This is a genomic window from Isoptericola halotolerans (genome assembly GCF_013149785.1).
GTDB classification, from domain to species: domain Bacteria; phylum Actinomycetota; class Actinomycetes; order Actinomycetales; family Cellulomonadaceae; genus Isoptericola; species Isoptericola halotolerans.
This window is the reverse complement of the sequence record NZ_JABEZU010000001.1, coordinates 1,560,285-1,579,812: the sequence shown is the minus strand read 5'-3', so window position 1 is coordinate 1,579,812 and position 19,528 is coordinate 1,560,285. Positions and strand designations below refer to the sequence as shown.

18 protein-coding genes are annotated in these 19,528 nt (G+C 73.7%); 4 read left to right on the top strand and 14 right to left on the bottom strand.

Annotation, left to right across the window (positions count from 1 at the left end):
- Position 1: 1 nt before the first annotated feature.
- The 8 genes from murD to mraZ form a co-directional block, all read right to left on the bottom strand.
- Positions 2 to 1,453, bottom strand: coding sequence for a UDP-N-acetylmuramoyl-L-alanine--D-glutamate ligase (murD, locus tag HDG69_RS07465; protein WP_171783038.1), 1,452 nt, complete (start codon positions 1,451 to 1,453; stop codon positions 2 to 4).
- Entirely contained in the window at positions 1,450 to 2,532 is a 1,083-nt protein-coding gene (gene mraY, locus HDG69_RS07460; protein ID WP_171783037.1) for a phospho-N-acetylmuramoyl-pentapeptide-transferase, read from the bottom strand. Before mraY ends, murD begins: the two co-directional genes overlap by 4 nt.
- On the bottom strand, positions 2,529 to 3,935 hold the full coding sequence (locus HDG69_RS07455) for a UDP-N-acetylmuramoyl-tripeptide--D-alanyl-D-alanine ligase (RefSeq protein ID WP_171783036.1): 1,407 nt from the start codon (positions 3,933 to 3,935) through the stop codon (positions 2,529 to 2,531). The genes mraY and HDG69_RS07455 overlap by 4 nt, the downstream gene beginning before the upstream one ends.
- A complete protein-coding gene (locus HDG69_RS07450; protein ID WP_171783035.1) occupies positions 3,932 to 5,548 on the bottom strand; it encodes a UDP-N-acetylmuramoyl-L-alanyl-D-glutamate--2,6-diaminopimelate ligase in 1,617 nt (538 codons plus the stop codon). Before HDG69_RS07450 ends, HDG69_RS07455 begins: the two co-directional genes overlap by 4 nt.
- A gap of 28 nt (positions 5,549 to 5,576) precedes the next feature.
- Positions 5,577 to 7,445, bottom strand: a complete 1,869-nt coding sequence (locus tag HDG69_RS07445; protein WP_343036309.1) for a peptidoglycan D,D-transpeptidase FtsI family protein — start codon at positions 7,443 to 7,445, stop codon at positions 5,577 to 5,579.
- A gap of 59 nt (positions 7,446 to 7,504) precedes the next feature.
- Positions 7,505 to 7,927: a cell division protein FtsL gene (gene ftsL / locus HDG69_RS07440; RefSeq protein WP_171783033.1), complete on the bottom strand. Its 423-nt coding sequence runs from the start codon at positions 7,925 to 7,927 to the stop codon at positions 7,505 to 7,507.
- A complete protein-coding gene (gene rsmH / locus HDG69_RS07435; protein ID WP_171783032.1) occupies positions 7,924 to 8,952 on the bottom strand; it encodes a 16S rRNA (cytosine(1402)-N(4))-methyltransferase RsmH in 1,029 nt (342 codons plus the stop codon). The genes ftsL and rsmH overlap by 4 nt, the downstream gene beginning before the upstream one ends.
- 171 nt (positions 8,953 to 9,123) lie before the next feature.
- Positions 9,124 to 9,597, bottom strand: a complete 474-nt coding sequence (gene mraZ / locus HDG69_RS07430) for a division/cell wall cluster transcriptional repressor MraZ (protein ID WP_171783031.1) — start codon at positions 9,595 to 9,597, stop codon at positions 9,124 to 9,126.
- 248 nt (positions 9,598 to 9,845) lie between these two features.
- Here mraZ and HDG69_RS07425 point away from each other — a divergent pair, with 248 nt between their 5' ends.
- From HDG69_RS07425 to HDG69_RS07415, 3 genes are all read left to right on the top strand, one after another.
- Positions 9,846 to 10,937: an AAA family ATPase gene (locus HDG69_RS07425; RefSeq protein WP_425484015.1), complete on the top strand. Its 1,092-nt coding sequence runs from the start codon at positions 9,846 to 9,848 to the stop codon at positions 10,935 to 10,937.
- 124 nt (positions 10,938 to 11,061) lie between these two features.
- Positions 11,062 to 12,276, top strand: a complete 1,215-nt coding sequence (locus HDG69_RS07420; RefSeq protein ID WP_343036308.1) for a DUF58 domain-containing protein — start codon at positions 11,062 to 11,064, stop codon at positions 12,274 to 12,276.
- Positions 12,273 to 14,504 (top strand): transglutaminase TgpA family protein, encoded by a 2,232-nt coding sequence (locus HDG69_RS07415; protein ID WP_171783030.1) that lies wholly within the window; start codon positions 12,273 to 12,275, stop codon positions 14,502 to 14,504. Before HDG69_RS07420 ends, HDG69_RS07415 begins: the two co-directional genes overlap by 4 nt.
- A 25-nt stretch (positions 14,505 to 14,529) precedes the next feature.
- On the opposite strand, the gene HDG69_RS07410 is transcribed toward HDG69_RS07415, so the two are convergent.
- From HDG69_RS07410 to HDG69_RS07400, 3 genes are read right to left on the bottom strand one after another with little or no spacing between them, the layout of a single operon-like run.
- Positions 14,530 to 14,937: a DUF3040 domain-containing protein gene (locus HDG69_RS07410; RefSeq protein ID WP_171783029.1), complete on the bottom strand. Its 408-nt coding sequence runs from the start codon at positions 14,935 to 14,937 to the stop codon at positions 14,530 to 14,532.
- 38 nt (positions 14,938 to 14,975) lie between these two features.
- A complete protein-coding gene (locus HDG69_RS07405; protein WP_171783028.1) occupies positions 14,976 to 16,226 on the bottom strand; it encodes a DNA polymerase IV in 1,251 nt (416 codons plus the stop codon).
- Positions 16,223 to 16,630: an SAV_6107 family HEPN domain-containing protein gene (locus tag HDG69_RS07400; protein ID WP_343036307.1), complete on the bottom strand. Its 408-nt coding sequence runs from the start codon at positions 16,628 to 16,630 to the stop codon at positions 16,223 to 16,225. Before HDG69_RS07400 ends, HDG69_RS07405 begins: the two co-directional genes overlap by 4 nt.
- A 206-nt stretch (positions 16,631 to 16,836) precedes the next feature.
- Here HDG69_RS07400 and HDG69_RS07395 point away from each other — a divergent pair, with 206 nt between their 5' ends.
- Entirely contained in the window at positions 16,837 to 17,646 is an 810-nt protein-coding gene (locus tag HDG69_RS07395) for a spermidine synthase (protein ID WP_343036306.1), read from the top strand.
- Between the two features lie 57 nt (positions 17,647 to 17,703).
- Here the strand turns inward: HDG69_RS07395 and HDG69_RS07390 are convergent, their stop codons facing one another.
- The 3 genes from HDG69_RS07390 to HDG69_RS07380 form a co-directional block, all read right to left on the bottom strand.
- Positions 17,704 to 17,907 carry a cold-shock protein gene (locus HDG69_RS07390; protein ID WP_171783025.1) on the bottom strand — a complete coding sequence of 68 codons (204 nt, stop codon included), beginning with the start codon at positions 17,905 to 17,907 and terminating at the stop codon, positions 17,704 to 17,706.
- Positions 17,908 to 18,071: 164 nt separating this feature from the next.
- Entirely contained in the window at positions 18,072 to 19,007 is a 936-nt protein-coding gene (locus HDG69_RS07385; RefSeq protein ID WP_171783024.1) for a PAC2 family protein, read from the bottom strand.
- Positions 19,008 to 19,085: 78 nt separating this feature from the next.
- Entirely contained in the window at positions 19,086 to 19,526 is a 441-nt protein-coding gene (locus tag HDG69_RS07380) for a response regulator (RefSeq protein ID WP_171783023.1), read from the bottom strand.
- Positions 19,527 to 19,528 lie beyond the last annotated feature (2 nt).

The window sequence follows — 19,528 nt, the reverse complement described above, 5'->3', positions numbered from 1 at the left end:
CCTACGCCAGGTCCCGCACCGCGGCGGTGAAGGCGTCACCCCGCTCGGCGTAGGACGAGAACTGATCCATCGACGCCCCGGCGGGTGCGAGCAGCACGGTGTCGCCGCGGACGGCGAGCTCCCGCGCGGCGCTGACCGCCCGGTGCATCACGGTCCCAGTGTCGCCGGGATCGACCACGACCAGCGGGACCTCGGGTGCGTGTCGCGCCAGGGCGTCCGTCCAGGGGGCAGGGTCCGTCCCGAGGACGACGGCCGCTCGCAGCCGGTCGGCCCGGCTCGAGACCAGGTCGTCGAAGGAGGCGCCCTTGGCCATCCCCCCGGCGATCCACACGGCGGTCCCGGGTGCGCAGGCCGCCAGCGCCGCGGCAGCCGCGTGGGCGTTCGTGGCCTTGGAGTCGTCGACGTAGGCCACGCCGTCGAGCGTGCGGACGACGGCGGCACGGTGCGCGTCGGGACGGAACGCCCGCAGACCGTCGCGCACGGCCCGGGCCTCCACCCCGTGGGCACGGGCGAGCGCCGCGGCGGCGAGAGCGTCCGCGACCACGTGCGGCGGTGCCCCGTCCGGTCCCAGGTGGGCCAGGTCGGCCAGGGTCCCCAGCTCGGCGGCGGTCCGGAGCCTGTCACGGGCGTCCGCAGGGGCGTGGAACGCACGGTCCACCAGGACGTCCTCGACCACGCCGAGCTGACCCGGCCCCGGGGCGCCGAGCGTGAAGCCGACGGCCCGCGCCCCCTCGGCGACGTCGGCGTCGCGCACCAGCTGCTCGGTGCGCGGGTCGGCCACGTTGTAGACGCAGGCGACCTGCGCGCCGGCGTAGACGCGACCCTTGGCGGCGGCATAGGCGTCCAGCGACCCGTGCCAGTCCAGGTGGTCGGCGGCGACGTTGAGGACGGCGCCGGCCTCGACCGCCATGGACGACGTGTGGTGGAGCTGGAAGCTGGACAGCTCGACGGCGAGCACGTCGAGGCCGGGATCCTGCGCAGCCTGCAGCACCGGGGTGCCGACGTTGCCCACCGCGGCGGTCCGCAGCCCGGCTGCCGTGAGGATCGAGGCGAGCATCTGCACGGTCGTGGTCTTGCCGTTCGTCCCGGTCACCGCCAGCCACGGCGCGCCGGCGCGCAGCCGCCAGGCGAGCTCGACCTCGCTCCACACCGGCACGCCCGCGGCCCGTGCCGCCGACAGCAGCGGCGCCGTCGGTGGCCACCCCGGCGAGACGACCACGAGGTCCGCGCCGGTCAGGAGGCGCGCGACGACCTGCGGGTCCGAGGCGTCCGCCCCGCGCACGTCGGCGTCCACGGCCCGGGCGTCCACCGTCGTGACCGAGGCCGCCCGGCCCTGCAGCGCCGAGACGACGGCCCGTCCGGTGACCCCGAGCCCGGCGACCACCACGCGGCGGCCGTCGACGAGGTCGACCGCCCCGCCCGCCCCGGCGGAGGGACCGGCGTCCTGGGTCAACTGACGACCCACTCGGCGTAGAAGATCCCCATCCCCAGCGCCGCGAAGAACCCGGCGATGAGCCAGAAGCGGATGACGATCGTCACCTCGCCCCACCCGGACAGCTCGAAGTGGTGGTGCAGCGGGGCCATCTTGAACACCCGCTTGCCGGTCATCTTGAACGAGCCGATCTGGATGATGTCGCTCATCACGATGATGACGAACAGCCCACCGATGATCGCCGCGAGGATCTCGGTCCGGCTGAGGATCGACAGCCCGGCCAGGGCGCCACCCAGCGCGAGCGAGCCGGTGTCGCCCATGAAGATCTTCGCCGGGCTCGCGTTCCACCACAGGAAGCCGACGCACGCACCCATGATCGCGGCCGCGACGACCGCCAGGTCCTGCGGGTCGCGCACCTCGTAGCACCCCGGACCGGCCGCGGCGAGGCGCTGGCACGACTGGTTGAGCTGCCAGATGCCGACCAGCACGTAGGCGCCGAAGACGATCAGCGACGACCCCGTGGCCAGGCCGTCGAGCCCGTCGGTGAGGTTGACGGCGTTCGACCACGCCGTGATGAGAAAGTTGGCCCAGATCACGAACAGGATCAGCCCCACCGTCGCCCCGGCGAAGGCGAGGTCCAGGTTCGTGTCGCGCAGGAACGAGATCCGGGTCGAGGCCGGGGTGCGGGAGTTCGCGTTGGGGAACTGCAGGGCGAGCACGGCGAACGAGATCCCCACGAACCCCTGGCCGACGATCTTGGCGCGCGCCGTCAGCCCGAGGGAGCGCTGCTTGCGGATCTTGGTGAAGTCGTCGAGGAAGCCGACGAGCCCCAGCCCCGTCATGAGGTACAGCGCCAGCAGCGCCGAGGCGCTCGGGGGCCGGCCCGCGAGGATCATCGACGCCGCCACGCCGAGCAGCGTGGCCCCGATGATGACGACACCACCCATCGTGGGAGTGCCACGCTTCGTGAAGTGCGCCGTCGGACCGTCCTGCCGGACGAACTGCCCGTAGTTGCGGCGTATCAGGAACTTGATGAACAGCGGTGTGCCGAGCAGCGCGACGAGCAGCGACACCCCGGCGGCAGCGAGGACGGCGATCACGCGTCGGCCTCCACCAGCTGGTCGGCCAGCCGCCACAGGCCGGAGCCCTGGGACGCCTTGACCAGGACCACGTCACCGGCCGTCAGCTCGGCCGCCAGGACCGCACGGGCGGTCTCCAGATCGGGCACGAACACCGACTCCTCTCCCCAGGAGCCCTCCTGCTGGGCTCCCTCGTGGACGTGGTACGCCCCCTCGCCGACGACGACGAGACGCTTGACGTTCAGCCGGACCGCGAGCCGTCCGATCGCGTCGTGCTCCACGCGCGCGGCGTCGCCGAGCTCGCGCATCTCCCCGACGACGGCGACCGACCGGCGGGTGCGCCCCGCCATCACGGCCAGGGTACGCAACGCGGCCCGCATCGAGTCCGGGTTGGCGTTGTACGAGTCGTCCACGATCGTGACCCCGTCGCCGCGCTCGGTCACCGCCATGCGGTGCGGGCTCAGCGGCGTCGCCGTCGAGAGCCGCGCGGCGACGTCCTCGAGAGAGACGCCGAGCCGACGGGCGGCCGCGGCAGCTGCCAGGGCGTTGGTGACGTGGTGCGCCCCCACCAGACGCAGCGCCACGGGTGCCTCGCCCTCCGGGGTGACCAGGGTGAACCGTGCCCGGCCGGCGTCGACCTCCACGCCGCGAGCACGCACGTCGGCCGAGGAGATCGTGCCGAAGGTGACCACCGCCGTCGACGGCGCGGCACGGCCGGCCATCGCCGCCACGCGCGAGTCGTCGACGTTGAGCACCACCGTGCCGCCGGGCAGCACCCCCTCGACCATCTCCCCCTTGGTCCGCGCGATGGTCTCGACGTCGCCGAACCGGCCCAGGTGCGCCGTGCCGACCGCGAGCACGATGCCGACGTCGGGCGGGGCGATACCCGTCAGGTCGGCGATGTTGCCCGGGGCGTCGGCACCCATCTCCAGCACCAGGACCCGGGTCGCCGGCGTCGCCCGCAGGACCGTCAGCGGGAGCCCGATCTCGTTGTTGAACGACCCTGCCGGCACGACGATCGCCTCGGCGCCCGTGTCCGGGGCGAGGAGCTGGCCGAGCAGGTCCTTGGTCGTCGTCTTGCCGACCGAGCCCGTGACGGCCACGACCCGCACCTCGCCGGACTCCCGCAACCGGGCGAGCACCGTGCGGGCGAGCGCTCCGAGCGCGACCTGGACGTCGTCCACCACGACGCACGGCACGCCGTGCACCGGCCGCGTCGCCAGGACGAGGGCAGCACCATCCTCCACCGCGGCGGCAGCGAAGCCGTGACCGTCGACCCGTTCGCCGGCCACGGCCACGAACAGCGCTCCGGGGACGACCTGCCGCGAGTCGACGACCACCGGTCCCGTCACAGCCACGGCGGCGTCCGCGTGCAGCGAGCCGGCGGTGACGGCGGCGACCTCGGCGGCGGTGAGCTCGATCATGCGGAAGGGGTCCTCTCTGCGCGGGCACGCAGGGCGCTGCGTGCCTCGAGACGGTCGTCCAGCTCGAGGTCGACGCCCCTGACCTCCTGGATGGTCTCGTGCCCGCGACCGGCGACGAGCACGGTGTCGGACGGACCGGCCTCGAGCACCGCCCGCCGGATCGCCTCGCCGCGGGGGGCCACCTCGACGAGGTCGACGTCACGTCCTGCCGCCCGCGCGGTCTCCTGGGCGGCGGTCGCGCCGGCCCGCACCTCGGCACGGACCTTCGCGGCGTCCTCGTCGTGCGGGTCGTCGTCCGTCAGCACGACGACGTCGGCACCGGCGACGGCCGCCGATCCCATCGCCGGCCGCTTGCCCGGGTCACGGTCACCGGTCGCGCCGAAGACCACCACCAACCGGCCCGGCGTCGTCGGGCGCAGCGCTGCCAGCGCGAGCTCGAGCGCGTCGGTGTTGTGCGCGAAGTCGACGACCACCCGCGGGTGACCGTCGCCGCCCGCACCGACGACCTCCATCCGCCCGGGTACGCGGGCGGACAGCCCGTCGACCCCGGCGAGCGCGGTGGCCACCTCGTCCAGGGGGACCCCGGAGGCGAGCACCATGACGACCGCGAGGGCCGCGTTGGACACGTTGAAGTCGCCCGGCAGCGACGTGGAGGTGCGCACGGCACGTCCGTCGGCGTGGGTGAGGGTGAAGGCCGAACCGGTGCCATGGGGCGTGACGTCGCCGACGGTCCAGTCCGCGGCCGGGGCGTCGCCGCGGGCCGGGACGGTGCGAACCGTCTCGACCGGCACGCCGGCGGTGGCCGCCATCCGTTCGCCCCAGGCGTCGTCCACCACCACGACGCCGCGCCGCGAGCGCTGCGGCGTGAACAGGTCGGCCTTGGCGGCGAAGTACGTCGGCAGGTCACCGTGGAAGTCCAGGTGGTCCTGGCTGAGGTTGGTGAACCCGGCCACGTCGTAGACGATGCCGTCGACGCGGTGCATCGCGATCGCGTGGGACGAGACCTCCATCGCCAGCGCGTCGACCCCGACCTCGCGCATCGTCGCCAGCAGCGCCTGCAGGTCGGCCGCCTCGGGGGTCGTCAGGCGGCTCGGCAGGACCTGGTCGCCCGCCCGTGTCTCCACGGTACCCACGAGGCCGGCCCGGTGCCCCAGCCCACGCAGCAGATGGTCGAGCTGGTACGTCGTCGTCGTCTTGCCGTTCGTCCCGGTGACCGCGAACGTCGCCAGGTGCTCGGCCGGCTCACCGTGCACCCAGGCCGCGACCGGTCCGAGCACCAGCCGGGGGTCCTGGGTGACCAGGACGGGGACCGCGAGGTCCGCGAGACCTGCCGCGCCCGCAGGGTCGGTGAGCACCGCCGTGGCTCCGCGCCGCACCGCGTCCGCGGCGAACCGCGCACCGTGGCTGCGGGCTCCGGGCAGGGCGACGAAGAGGTCGCCCGGTGCCACGGTCCGGTTGTCGCTCGCCACGGCCGACACCGTGGTGCGGGACGTCGCGGCGTCCGGCGCGGTCGACGCCGAGGGGGCCGTGGCCAGGTCGAACGCCGCGACCAGGTCGGCCAGCCGACGTGGGACGGGATCCGCAGGTCGGATGCGGTCGGTCGGGGATGTCACGGGGTAGAACCTACCTGCTGCGAGCAGGTCACCAGGTCAGCGGGAACTGGTCGACGGGCTCGCGCGAGGGCGGCACACCCTCCTTGCGCAGCGTGTAGCCCATGAGCTCGCTGAACACGGGCGCGGCGACCACGCCGCCGAAGATCGACGACCGCGGGCTCTTGAGGAAGACGGAGACGGTGAAGCGTGGGTCGTCCGCGGGGGCCACGCCGATGTACGACGCGACGTACGTGGTGCCGCCGCCCTCGAACATCTGGGCGGTGCCCGTCTTGCCGGCCACCCGGTAGCCCGGCACCTGGGCCCTCGAGCCCGTGCCCTCCTCGCTCGTGGCGGCCTCCATCATGGTCATGACGTCGGCGGCCGTCTCCTCGGACACGACCCGGGTGCCCTCGCCCGGCTCGGCGTCGGTCGTGACGCCGTCGGCGGTCCGGGTACCGGCCAGGATCGTGGCCGGCATCCGCACCCCGCCGTTGGCGATGGTGGAGAACACCTGGGTGGCCTGCACGGCGTTGACCGCCACCCCCTGCCCGAAGAGGATGGTGTAGGGCGTGCGGTTCTCGACCGTGTCGATGTCCTCGGCCGGCAGGAGGCCGGCGCTCTCGCCACCGAGCCCCAGCGCGGTGCGCTCGCCGAACCCGAACTTGCGCAGGTAGTCGTAGCGGACGGCGAAGGGGATCTTCTCGCCCATCATCACGGTGCCCGTGTTCGACGACTGGGCGAAGAGCCCTGCGAGCGTCCATCGTTCGACGGGGTGCGGGTGGGAGTCACGGAACGTCTCGCCGTCCACGGTGTACGTGTCCGGCACCTCGAACTGGTCGTCGGGCTCCCAGTAGCCTCCCTCCAGCGCCGCGGCCATCGCGATGACCTTGCCCGTCGACCCAGGCTCGAAGACCACGCTCACGGCCCGCGAGCCATCGGCGACGGCCGCCGTGGACCGGTCGTTGGGGTCGACGTCCCCCGAGTCGGCCATCGCCACGACCTCACCGGTCCGCAGGTCGTGGACGACCGCCACGGCGTACTCGGCCCCCGTGTCGCGGACGGCCTCGTCCAGCAGCTCCTCCGCCTTCCACTGCACGTCCGCGTCGATCGTCAGGCGCACGTCCTGGCCCGGCACCGCTGCCACGGACTCGATCTCGGAGGTGGGGATGGGCACGCCGTCACGTCCGCGCTCGTAGGTGTAGGTGCCGTCGGTCCCGGCCAGCACCTCGTCGAACGCCGCCTCGGCGCCGCCCTGTCCCTCCAGGTCGGAGTTCACGAACCCGAGGATCGGCCCGGCGACGGCGCCCGAGGGGTACGTCCGCTTCGAGCTCAGCTCGGCGTAGACGTACCCCCGCAGGTCGAGCTCGGCGACGGCCCGCTGCACCTCGGGCACCACACCCTGCTTGAGCTTGACGTACCGGCTCTCGCCGTTGAGCCGAGCGGCGAGCGTCGCCTCGGTCTCGCCGAGGACGGGCCCCAGGAGCTGGGCGATACCCAGCGCGCCGTCCTGCACCGGTTGACCGTCGGCGTCGTGACGGCCGTTGGCGCGGAAGTCCTGGATCGCGTCCTGGTCGGCGATGATCGTGTACCGGTCGACCGACGTCGCCAGGACGGTGCCGTCCCTGTCGAGGATGTCACCGCGATGCGCCGGCGTGACCTGGGTGGCCAGCCGCGCCTGCTGCGCCGTCGACGCCAGCGCCGGCCCCTGGACCACCTGGACCTGGACCAAGCGCCCGACGAAGACCGTCAGCAGGATCGCGACCAGGACGATGAGCCACCGCTGGCGCCGGGCGGGGTCGCCGGGCTCACGGCGCGCGGAGGGCCGACGACCCGCCGGCCGGCGTCGCGGCACCACGCCGGCCGACGAACCTGTCGACCGGGTGGTGGCCCGCCCTCGTGCGGTCGTGCGTCTGCTCACACCTCGATCTTGCGTCCGCGCGGCCCCCGATCCACGGGGCCGGCCCGGGCGTGTCGCGCTCACGACCCCTGTCCGACCCCCGCGACCACCGCGCGGTCGGTCACCGAGAGCATCGTCATGTCCTCGGCAGGGACCATGCCGAGCCTCGTCGCCTCCTGCGGCAGCGACGCCTCGGCCTCGCGCAGCTGGGCCTGGACCTCCTGGACGTCCTGCGCGACCAGGCCGACCTCACGCTGCAGCCGCGACATCTCGTAGGAGCCTCGGGCCATGGAGGTGTTGAGCAGCAGCGCGGAGAGCAGGGCCGTGACGAGCACCAGCGCGCAGAGCATCATGAACGGGACGCCGGAGGTGGCCTGCAGCGGTGCCCGGACGGCATCGAGGCGGCGGCCACCGCCGCCCTCGACAGCGGTCAGCGGCGCGCGACGCGGCGTCGGGTCGCCACGACGCTCGGGCAGCGGTGCGGGTGCTCGCAGGGCGCTCATCGCGACTCCTTGCCGTGCGATGTACGGATCATGTGGTCGGGGGTCGGGCGAAGGCGTCGAGCGGCGCGGAGCCGGACCGACGCGGACCGCGGGTTACGCTCGAGCTCGGCGGCGTCGGCCTCCTCGGCACCGCGGGTGAGCGCCTCGAGGTACGGCCGGTGCGTCTCGGGTTCGACAGGGAGCCCGGCCGGAGCGCTCGACGTGAGGCCGCGGGCGATCGCCCGCTTGACGATCCGGTCCTCGAGCGAGTGGTAGGACTCCACGACGATCCGGCCGCCCACGGCGAGCGACTCGATCGCCGCGGGGACCGCGCGCTCGAGCACCTCCAGCTCACCGTTGACCTCGATGCGGAGAGCCTGGAAGGTCCGCTTCGACGGGTTCCCCCCCGTCTTGCGCGCGGCGGCCGGGATCGCCGCCCGTACCACCTCGGCGAGCTCGGCCGTGCGTTCCCAGGGCCGCTCGTCCCGGCGGCGCACCAGCGCTCGCGCGACCCGCGGCGCGAACCGCTCCTCGCCGTAGACGCGCAGGATCCGGGCCAGCTCCCGCTCCTCGTAGGTGTTGAGCACGTCCGCCGCCGTCAGCCCGCGGGACTGGTCCATCCGCATGTCCAGGGGGGCGTCCTGGGCATAGGCGAACCCCCGTCCCGCCTCGTCGAGCTGCAGCGAGGACACCCCGAGGTCCATGAGGACCGCCTGCACGAGGCCGTCGTCGCTCCCGGCGTGCTCGGCCGCGACGTCGGCGACGTCGTCGTAGACGGCGTGCACGGGCATGAAGCGGTCGCCGAACCGTGCCAGCCGGGCCGAGGCGAGCTCGAGCGCCTGGGGATCACGGTCGATACCCACCACCCTGGCCCCGGGGAGCTGTTCCAGGACCGCCTCGGTGTGCCCACCCATGCCGAGGGTGCAGTCCACGAGCACGCTGCCCGGCGCGGCGAGCGCCGGCGCCAGCAGGTCGACGCATCGCTGCAGCAGCACGGGCACGTGCCGCTCGTGCGCGGGTCGCGCACCGTCGTCGTCCGTGCTCATCGCGCCTCCTTCCGTGCTGTGGCGGTCCTGGGGCCCTCGCGGCCCACCCGACCAGGTCTCCCTCCGCGCCGTTCTGCCGCCGGGGAAGTGGCGCCAGACCCTCGCGGGAGGAGGCCTCGCCGTGCGGGCCGCCCGAGTGCTTCGTGCTGTTGTCGTCGTGCTCGTGCCGGTTCAGAACTGGAGGTCGGGGAAGATCTCCTCGGCCACGTCGGAGTAGGACGACTCCTGCGCGGCCAGGTAGGCCTCCCAGGCACCGGCGTCCCAGATCTCCACCCGGGTGCCGGCGCCGATCACGGCGACGTCCCGGTCGAGGCCTGCGTACTCGCGCAGCGCCGCGGGGATCACCACGCGCCCCTGCTTGTCCGGCACCTCGTCGCTCGCCCCCGACAGGAACACACGCAGGTAGTCGCGTGCCTGCCGGCTGGTGACCGGCGCCTGCCGGACCTGCTCGTACATGCGGGAGAACTCGTCCATCGGCAGCAGGAACAGGCATCGCTCCTGACCCCGCGTCATGACGAGCCCTGCGGCGAGCCGAGCACGGAACTTCGCCGGGAGGATGAGCCGGCCCTTCTCGTCGAGCCGAGGGGTGTACGTGCCGAGGAGCAGCCCCGTGCCCGGGAACTGGTCCCCCAGTGCTCCTGCCACGGTCCGCACCTCCCCTCGGGCTCCCGCTCACTCCACGCTACTCCACTTTCCTCCACCAGGCGCGTCACGACATGGGCAGAGGTACCCATCCCGCGCCCTGTCCCGACATCACCCCAGGTCAGGTCGCTGTGGTGCTGGTGGAGCGCGGTGGAGGGAGGTGAGCGGCGTGGCGTGACCGAGGTCACGCGCAGGTCACGGAGCGACTAGGCTGCTCACAGCACCTGACGCACCATCCGGAGGGCCCACCCGTGCAGACCGACCACGCCACCAGCGCCGTCAGCGCCGGCCACCCTCCTGCCCCGCCCGCAGAACCCGGCCCCGACGCGCTCCGCGCAGGCCTCGGCGAGCTGGTCGCTGCCACCGGCCGGGTGCGACAGGCGCTCGAGACCGTGGTGACCGGCCGCCCCGACCTCGTCCGGGTCACCGTGGCCGTGCTCCTGGCCGGAGGTCACCTCCTCGTCGAGGACGTCCCGGGAGTCGGCAAGACGACCCTGGCCAAGGCACTCGCACGCAGCATCGACTGCCGCGTCGGCCGGGTCCAGTTCACGCCCGACCTGCTGCCGAGCGACCTCACCGGGGTCAACATCTACCGGTCCACCAGCGGTGAGTTCGAGTTCCGCCCCGGGCCTGTCTTCAACAACGTCGTGATCGGCGACGAGATCAACCGTGCCTCCCCCAAGACCCAGTCCGCGCTCCTGGAGTGCATGGAAGAGGGCCAGACCACGATCGACGGGACCACGTACACGCTGCCACGGCCCTTCCTCGTCGTCGCGACGCAGAACCCCGTGGAGATGGAGGGCACCTACCCTCTGCCGGAGGCGCAGCGCGACCGCTTCATGGCGCGGCTCGCCGTCGGGTACCCCGACAACGCCGCCGAGATGACCATGCTCGACGCGCAGCAGTCCGCCGACCCGTTCGCACACCTCGAGCCCGTCACCACGGCGGAGGCGATGACCCGCTACACCGCCTGGACCCGAGCCGTGCACGCAGCCCCCGCCGTCAAGCAGTACATCATCGACCTCGCCGTCGGCACCCGCGACCACGCTGGGCTGCGGCTGGGTGCCTCGCCGCGGGCGTCCCTCCAGCTGCTCCGGGTCGCGAAGGCCCATGCGGCGATGGCCGGCCGCCAGCACGTCCTGCCGGACGACGTGCAGGCGCTCGCCGTGCCTGTGCTGGCGCATCGCCTCATCCTCTCGACGGAGTCCCGCCTGGCCGGGGTCAGCGCCACCGAGGTGGTGCAGGACATCGTCGAACGGACCGCCATCCCCGCCGGGCCCGGCACCGTCGGGAGCGTCGCACGGCGACCGGCGGCCGGCAGGCTCGCCGACCCGAGCCGCTGAGGTGGCCCGGCGGTCCCCCCGGCGCGAGGGGGTGCTCACGTCGCGACGGCCGGCGCGTGTCCGTCCGACCGGACGGGGTGCGGCCCTCGTCGCCGTCGGGCTGGTGCTGGCGGCGGGTGGGATCGTGCTCGACCTGCCCGACCTCGTCGGCCTCGGGGCGGCGGCGGTGATGACCGTCGCCGCCGCGTGGTCGACCCTGGCCTGGCAACGGCTCGACACCGGGCGAGGGGCCCTCGACGTCGAACGCCGCATCGACCCGGACCCCGTCGTCGCCGGCCGGTCCGCCACGACCCGGCTGGTCGTGAGGGTACGCGCCCGGACCGGTGCCGCCTACGAACGGCTCGCCCGCCTGCGCCTGTCGGAGCAGGCCGCGCACGAGCTCGCCGGCCCCTCGGGCATCCGCGCCCGCGTGCGCACCCATCCCGACCACATCGCGGTGCAGTACTCGCTCGCTCCCGCGCGACGCGGCAGGTGGCCGTTGGGCCCGGTTCTGACGACCCGCACCGACGTCTTCGGGCTCGCCCGCACGACCCAGCCCCTCGGCGGCACGACCCGGGTGTCCGTCTGGCCACGGACCGTGGAGCTGCCGGCCCGCACCGCAGCACTCGGCGACATCGACCGCGCCGCCGTCGGAGCGCGTCTGGCCTCCAGCGACGACTCCGTCCTGCGTGAGTACGTCCCCGGCGACGATCCTCGTCGCGTCCACTGGGCCGGGTCCGCCCGGCAGGGACGGATCATGGTTCGCGCGGACGAGAGCGCCGGCCTGCGACCCGTGACGGTCCTGCTCGACCTGGGGCTGCTCGCACCGCCCCCGGACGGTCGCCCCGGAGCGCGCCCTGCGTCCAGGGTCGACATCGACGACGGCGAGTGGGCCGTCGAGCTGGCCGCCTCGGTGGCCACCTCGTTCCTCGAGGCCGGGCACCCGACACGACTGGTCGCCACGAGCACGGTGCCGACCCGGACCGAGCACACCTCCGGACGCCGCAGCGGCCGCTCCCAGCTCCTGGACGCGACCGTCGACCTCACCGGGCTGCGGGGGGCGACCGCCGACGAGGCGTTGTCCACGACGGTTCAGGTGCTGCGAGCGGACCGGGTGCGCTCCGAGATCACCGTGGCCGTGCTCGGCGCCATGGGCGCCTCCCTGCGGCCCGCGGTCGCAGCGCTCGGCGCCGACGGGGTCGCCTGGGCGCTCGTCGTGACGCCTCGCGGGACAGGGAAGGACCACGACGTCGAACCGACCGTGGACGGCCTGCGCGCGGCGGGGTGGCGCGTCTCCGCCTGCCGGCCCGGCACCCCTGTCGAGCGCACCTGGGCATCTCTCGCCGAGGTCGCCGCATGATCCCCGCGTACGCGGGCCCCGCTGCCCGGATCGCTGCCACGTCCGCCCTCGTGGCGGTCGCGGTCGCCGCGTCGATGCTCGCCCTGACCGCACTGGTGCTGCCCGGCGACTGGGTCCGCACCGGCCTCGTCGGTGTCATGGCCGTGGCCCTGTCGACCGGCACGGCCCGCATCCTGCTGGACCGACGCTCCCGACGGCGGGGCCACCACGACGCAGGAGCGGGGTCGGCGGTCCCCACCCTCGCCGGCGCCCTCGTGGCCTCGTGGTACGTCTCGGCGCACTTCGGCGCTCCGACGTCCCGGCCGCAGCTCGTGGTGGGCCCCGACAGCCTGGGCCGGGTGGTCGACCGCCTCGGTGACGCCGGCGATGTCATCCGCTCCGAGGTGGCGCCGGTGCCCGGGACGCTGCCGATCGCCCTGCTGGCCGTCGGGGGGACGCTCGCGGTGCTCCTGCTGGCGGACGCGCTGGTGGGTGGCCTGCGCTGGCCCGCTGCGGCCGGTCTGCCCCTGCTGGCCCTCTGGTGCCCGCCGCTCGTGCTGGTCGGCGAGGTGCCCACCGCCGTCTTCGTCGTGGTGGTCGCCTCCCTGCTGCTGATCCTGTCGGTCTCGATCGACGACCGCAGGCCGGCGCGCACCGAACGCCCGCCCGCTCCCGTTCGCCGCGCCGAGGGCGCCCGAGCCGTCACGACGACCGCCGTCGCCGTGGTGGTCGCCGTCGCCGCGGGCGGCGTCGCCGCCGCCTCGAGCAACCTGCCCGGGTACGCGGGTGCCTGGTACCAGAGCTTCACGACGACGGGCGACACGATCCAGCTCGCGGAGGACCTCGACGTCCTGAGCAGCCTCACCGAACGCTCCCACGAGGTGGTGCTGACGTACACCGGCGACGGCCAGGACCTCGGGCCGCTGCGCACGTACACGGCGACCGCCTTCGACGGTCGCCGCTGGCAGCGTGGTGAGGAGCGCTCGGGCCAACCGTTCGAGGCGCAGTCGCTGCTCTGGCCCGACGACCTGGACACGGGCACCCTGGGAAGCCGTCAGGACGTGGCCGTCACCGTGGGGGCGCTGCGCGACGACCAGCTCCCCGTGACGGTCGAGCCGCGGCGTGTCGATGCCGGTGGGACGTGGGGCTACGACCCGCTGCGCGACGAGGTCGTCGGCGACCGGACCGACGTGGGCGACGTCTACGTGCTCGGGGTGCGCCACCGGGAGCTCGACCCCGAGCGCCTGCGCGACGCCGGCCCTGGCGTCGCCGAGGACGCCTACCTCGCGGTCCCGGACACCGAGCACTCGGAGGAGGTGGCGGCGATCGCCGCCGACGTCGTCGCCGGCACCGACAACGCCTACGACCAGGCCGTCGCACTCCAGCAGTGGTTGCGCGACCCCGCCACGTTCACCTATTCCACGCAGCTGCCCCGAGGCGGCACGGGCGACCCGGTCTGGGACTTCCTGCAGCATCGCACCGGGTACTGCGTCCAGTTCGCGACCACGATGTCGGTCATGGCGCGCACCCTGGGCATCCCCACGCGCCTCGGCGTCGGCTTCCTCCCCGGCGACTCCGTCGAGGAGCCCGCCACCGGGGAGGAGCGTTGGCAGGTGACCGGGCAGGAGTCGCACGCCTGGCCCGAGCTCTACTTCGACCAGATCGGCTGGGTCCGCTTCGAGCCGACGCCGGCGACGCAGACCGGTGCGGCACCCGAGTACACGACCGCCACGGCTGCGGCACCCGCTCCCGCGGACCAGCCGCAGGAGCTGCCACCACCTGCCGCCGAGCGACCCGAGCCGGAGGAGACCACCGCGGCCCCGACAGAGCCGGCGGTCGCCGTCGGCCCCGAGCCGGGTGACGCCGCGCCGGCGTGGGTCTGGATCCTCGTCGCGATCACCCTCGTCGCGGGGGGCTGGAGCGCCGCGTTCCTCTGGCGGCGACGTCGGCGCGCCACGGGACCGGTGGACGCCGAGAGCGCCTGGCAGCGCGTGATCACCACGCTCGAGCGGGACGGCGTCACGCTTCCCGCTCCCACGACCCCTCGTCAGGCTCCGCAGGCCGTGATCGACGCCGTCGAGCACAGGCGGGGCCAGGCCCCGACGCAGATTCGTGAAGACCTGGAGACCCTGGCCCTCGCGGTCGAGCGGTCGCGGTACGCCTCCCCGACCGAGCAGACCGACAACCAGGGACCGGACCTCGCCGAGGTGGCGACCAGGGTCACCGAGCAGCTGGCGAGCCGGGACTAGCGCCCCTTCTCACGAACGCCGAACCTCACCCGCGCCCTTGCTCACGACGACGGTCCCAGCGCTCCTCGAGCCGGGTGAGGAAACCCGGACCCTTCGCCGAGGACGAACCCGGCTGCTGCTTCGCGGAGGACGGGTGCACCGTGCCGTCGGCACCGACGACGCCCTGCGGACCCTTCTTGCGGGGGGCCGAGAAGGCGTACACCACCCCGGCGAACATCAGAACGAAGCCGGCCACCCCGAGCAGCGTCAGCGACGACGCCACACCGATGACCAGCAGCACCAGTCCCAGGACTACGCACAACCCGGCCAGGACGTAGCGCAGGGGGGATCGATGGCTGGACCGCTGGAGCGTCGTAGCCAGCCGGGGGTCGTCGCTCTCCAGCGCGCGCTCCATCTGCTCCAGCACGCGCTGCTCGTACTCGGACAGAGGCATCGGGCCCCCCGATCTCGCTGTAGTTTCGTGGCCTACCCCTAGGATATGCCTGCTGAGCGCCCGACGGTAGTCGACGGGGTCCCCAGAGCGATGACCGCCGACCCGAACCGCTCTCGGACGGCGTCGACGGCGAGCTCCGCCTCGCGACGGGCACCGTGCTGCGCCCCGTCCTGGTCGAAGAGCGTGGGCTGCGAGCTGAGGTCGGCGCGCTCGCGCAGGTTCTCTCCTCGCACCCCCACCAGGCGCACCGGCAGACCTCCCAGATCGACCGCGCCGAGCAGCTCGCGCGCGACGCCATAGACCTCCTGAGCCACGTCGGTGGGTACGTCGAGCGTGCGTGCCCGGGTCATCGTCCGGAAGTCGCTCGTGCGGACCTTCAGCGCGACCGTGCGCGCGACGAGGCCCTGCCGCCGCAGCCGACCTGCCACGCGGTCGCACAGCTCGCGCAACCGACGAGCCACCTCGTCGAGGTCGCGCACGTCCTGCCCGAACGTCGACTCCGCACCGATGCTGCGCTCGGCCCGTCCGGCGACGACGGGCCGCGGGTCCCTCCCCCACGCCAGGTCGTGCAGGTGCGCGCCGGTGACCTTGCCGACCGCCGCCTGCAGGATGTCCAGCTCGGTGTCCGCCAGCCCGGCCACCGTCGTGATGCCCCACCGCGCCAGCACCTGTTCCGTCTTCTCCCCCACGCCCCACAACGCGCCGACCGGCAGCTCCCGCAAGAAGGCCTCCGTCGCCGACGCCGGCACCAGCAGCATCCCGTCCGGCTTGGCGTGGGTCGAGGCCAGCTTGGCGACCAGCTTGTTCCGGCCGATGCCGACCGAGCACGTGATGCCGTGCTCCGTGCGCACCCGCTCGCGCAGGGCGGCCCCGATCCGCGTCGGCGGCCCGAGGCGGCGCCGAGCACCGGCGACGTCGAGGAAGGCCTCGTCGACGGAGACCTGCTCGACCACCGCCGTCACGTCCCCCAGCATCGCCATGACCGACCGGGAGACGTCACGGTAGAGCCTGTGGTCGGGGGGAACGACGACCGCCTCCGGGCACCGTCGCAGGGCATGTGACATCGGTATCGCCGACCGGACGCCGTAGGCTCTCGCCTCATAGGTGGCCGCCAGCACCACCCCCCGTTCGCGCCCACCGACGATCACCGGGCGGCCGCGCAGCTCGGGACGACGCCTCAGCTCGACCGACGCGAAGAAGGCGTCCATGTCGACGTGCAGGACGCAGGCCCCGTCCTCGTCCTGACCCCAGTCGCGCCGGACGGCGGCAGAGCGCGGGCCACGGCTCACGAGGCCGCCGTCGCGGCCCGCGTCGACCGCAGCGCGAACCCTGCCGCCGGGTCCACCCTCAGCCCGACCTCGTCGCGGAAGTCCTCGGCGCACGCCAGCAGCTCGTCCGCGCGCGCCGGCGACACCTCGTCGCCGAGCCCGGCATCCACGGCAGCACGAAGTCGCGCCCCCGAGGCGAAGTAGACACCCCACGCCGCCAGCTCCGGCTCCATGCGCGCCAGCAGGTCCCAGACGGCGCGAGCCCGACCGCGCGGCGCGTCCCCGCGGAGCGCGACCACCGCCGCCGCCGAGCGCAGCGCCGCCAGGTGGGCGTGGACGAACCGCTCGCCCGGATCCGTGGCGAGGACGGCCGCCGCCAGCTCCGCGTCCGCCCGCACCAGCAGGCTCTCCACACGCTGGGGCACCGGTACACCGCCTCGTGCTGTCATCGCGCACCTCCTGACCACGCGGGGGGACCCTCCTCACCGCATCTTCGAACGCCTGTTCGATCCTGTCAAGGCCGCCCCGGAGAAGAGGCCCGGCGAGGGAGACTGGTCCCATGGCCCGCCGTTCCCGCACGACCCGTCCTCAGAGATCCTCCCGCGAGGCACCGACAGTTCCCGCCGGACCCGTGCAGATCGACACCGGCACGGCGCACGTCGAGCACGACCCGGACCATCCGGCGCGGCTGACCCTGCACGTCAACGGGGTGCCGAGCTCGTGCCTCGACCTCGCCGACCCCGGGTTCCTCGCCTTCGAGTACCTCCAGCAGATGGCGGCGGTGATCGAGCTGCTCCCCCCGGGCCCCGTCCGTGCCCTGCACCTGGGCGCCGCAGGGTGCGCCCTGCCGCGCCAGGTCGAGCACGTGCGACCCGACTCGCGCCAGCTCGGGATCGACGTCGACGCACACCTCCTCACACTCGTGCGCCAGTGGTTCGACCTTCCGCGGTCGCCGCGTCTGCGGTTGCGCGCCGAGGACGCCGGCCGTGCGCTGGCCGGGCTGCCCGACGCATCGTTCGACGTCGTCGTGCGCGACGTGTTCGACGGCGACCGGACGCCCGACCACCTCGTCGGCGGCGAGTTCGCCGAGGCCGCCCGACGGGTGCTGCGCCCCGGGGGCGTCCTGCTCGTCAACTGCGCCGACCGCCCACCGCTCCGGCTCGCCCGCCAGGAGGCGTCCTCGCTCGCCGACGCCTTCGGGACGGACAGCGCCAGGTCGGGCCGGCTCGGTCTCGTCGCGGAGCCCTCGGTCCTCAAGGGCCGCCGGTACGGCAACGTGGTGCTGGCCGCCGTCCGCGCCCCCGACGACCGCGCGACCGGCGACACGGAGTCCGTCGACCTGCGCGACGCGGGACTCGCTCGTGCCCTGCGCAGCCTGCCGGTCCCCGCGCGGCTGCTCACGACCGACGACGTCGCCCGCTTCGCAGGGCTGGGCGCCTGACGCAGGAGGGGTCGTCGCCCCGTGCTGGGCGACGACCCCTCGTCAAGCTGCTGCAGGTCAGAGCGGGACGACCTGCTCCGCCTGCGGGCCCTTCGGACCCTGGGCGATCTCGAACTCGACGCGCTGGGCCTCGTCGAGCGTGCGGTACCCCTGCGTCTGGATCTCCGAGTAGTGGACGAAGACGTCGGCGCCGCCGCCGTCCTGGGCGATGAACCCGTAGCCCTTCTCGGAGTTGAACCACTTCACAGAACCCTGCGCCATGCTGATCCTTCGACCTTCCGTCCGATGCACGGGTGCACCGGACGGGCACCCGCCGACGCACCGGCCCGCGGAGCCGGCCGTACGCCGGTGAGCAGGTGCGACGCCCGACAGTGTGGCACGGGTCACTCCGACGCGCACGGAGTGACGGCTCCGTCGCTGGCCGGTCAGCCCTCGTCCCGCTGGGCGAGGAACCTCTCGAACTCGGCGCCGAGCTCCTCGGCCGTCGGCAGCGCGGCGTCCTCGGCCAGCAGGTTCGTCCGGCCGACGGACCGGGTGAAGGCGTCGTACTGCTCCTCGAGCTGGTGCACCACGGCCGCGACCTCCTCGTTCTGCGCCACCAGCTCGGCGACCTCCACCTGCGCCTCGGTCGCGGCCTCGGCCATCGCCGACGTCCCGAGCGCCAGCCCGGTGGCCTTCTCGACGTGCTGCAGCGCGACGACGGCGGCCGGCACGTAGCGAGACTGCGCCAGGTAGTGCGGGACGTGCACCGTCACGCCCAGCGCGTCGTGCTCCGTCTGCCCCAGGCGCAGCTCCAGCAGGGCGGCGAGCGCACCCGGGACCCGGACGCGCCCGAAGAACGACGTGTAGTCCTCCACGAGGCCCTCGCGGGTCCCGTGGGCCGTCAACGACAGCGGGCGGGTGTGGGGCACCCCCATGGGGATACCGTGCACGCCGACCGTCAACGAGACCCCGAACCGCTCCACGAGCTCGCGCACCGCGGCAGCGACCCGCTCCCACTGCAGGTCCGGCTCGATCCCGTGCAGCAGGAGGAATCCTGCCCCCTCGTCGTCGGTGAGGTGGTCCAGCACGAGCGACGGCTCGTCGTAGTCGGCCCACCGGTCCGCGTCGAACGTCATCGCCGGTCGGCGGGACCGGTAGTCGACCAGGCGGTCGACGTCGAACGTGACCAGGCGGGTGACGGCGAACCGTTCGACCAGGTGCTCGACCGCGATCTCGCCGGCCGCGCCGGCGTCGACGAATCCTCGTAGCGCATGGACGAGCACCGGTCCGGACGGCTCGCCGGCGAGGGACGTCTCGTCACCCAGCGTGCGCGCGAGCGCCTCGTCGTCGACCTCGTAGATCCCCTGGGGGTCCAGCACCGTGCCTCCTCGTCTCGACAGCGACGCGTCGGCGTCGCACGAGCGTCAACCAGGTGGAGCCCCAGGTTCTTCCCGTGGTCAGTGCCGCGGGAGCCGCACCACCGAGAGGAAGAAGTCGTCGATCTGCTGCACGACGTCGATGAACCGCTCGAAGTCCACCGGCTTGGTCACGTAGGCGTTGGCGTGCAGCGCGTAGGAGCGCAGCACGTCCTCCTCCGCCTCGGACGTGGTCAGCACGACCACCGGGATGTGCTTGAGCACCGGGTCCTCCTTGACCAGCGCCAGCACCTCACGGCCGTCCATGCGCGGCAGGTTGAGGTCGAGCAGGACGAGGTCCGGTCGGGGCGCCTCGGCGTGGTCGCCCTCGCGCCGCAGGAACTCCATCGCGCTCACACCGTCGGAGACCACCGAGAGCCGGTTCGCGACCTTGTGCTCGGCGAACGCCTCACGCGTCATGAGGACGTCACCCGGATCGTCCTCGACGAGGAGGACCTCGATGCCGACCTGCTGCTCAGTCATCC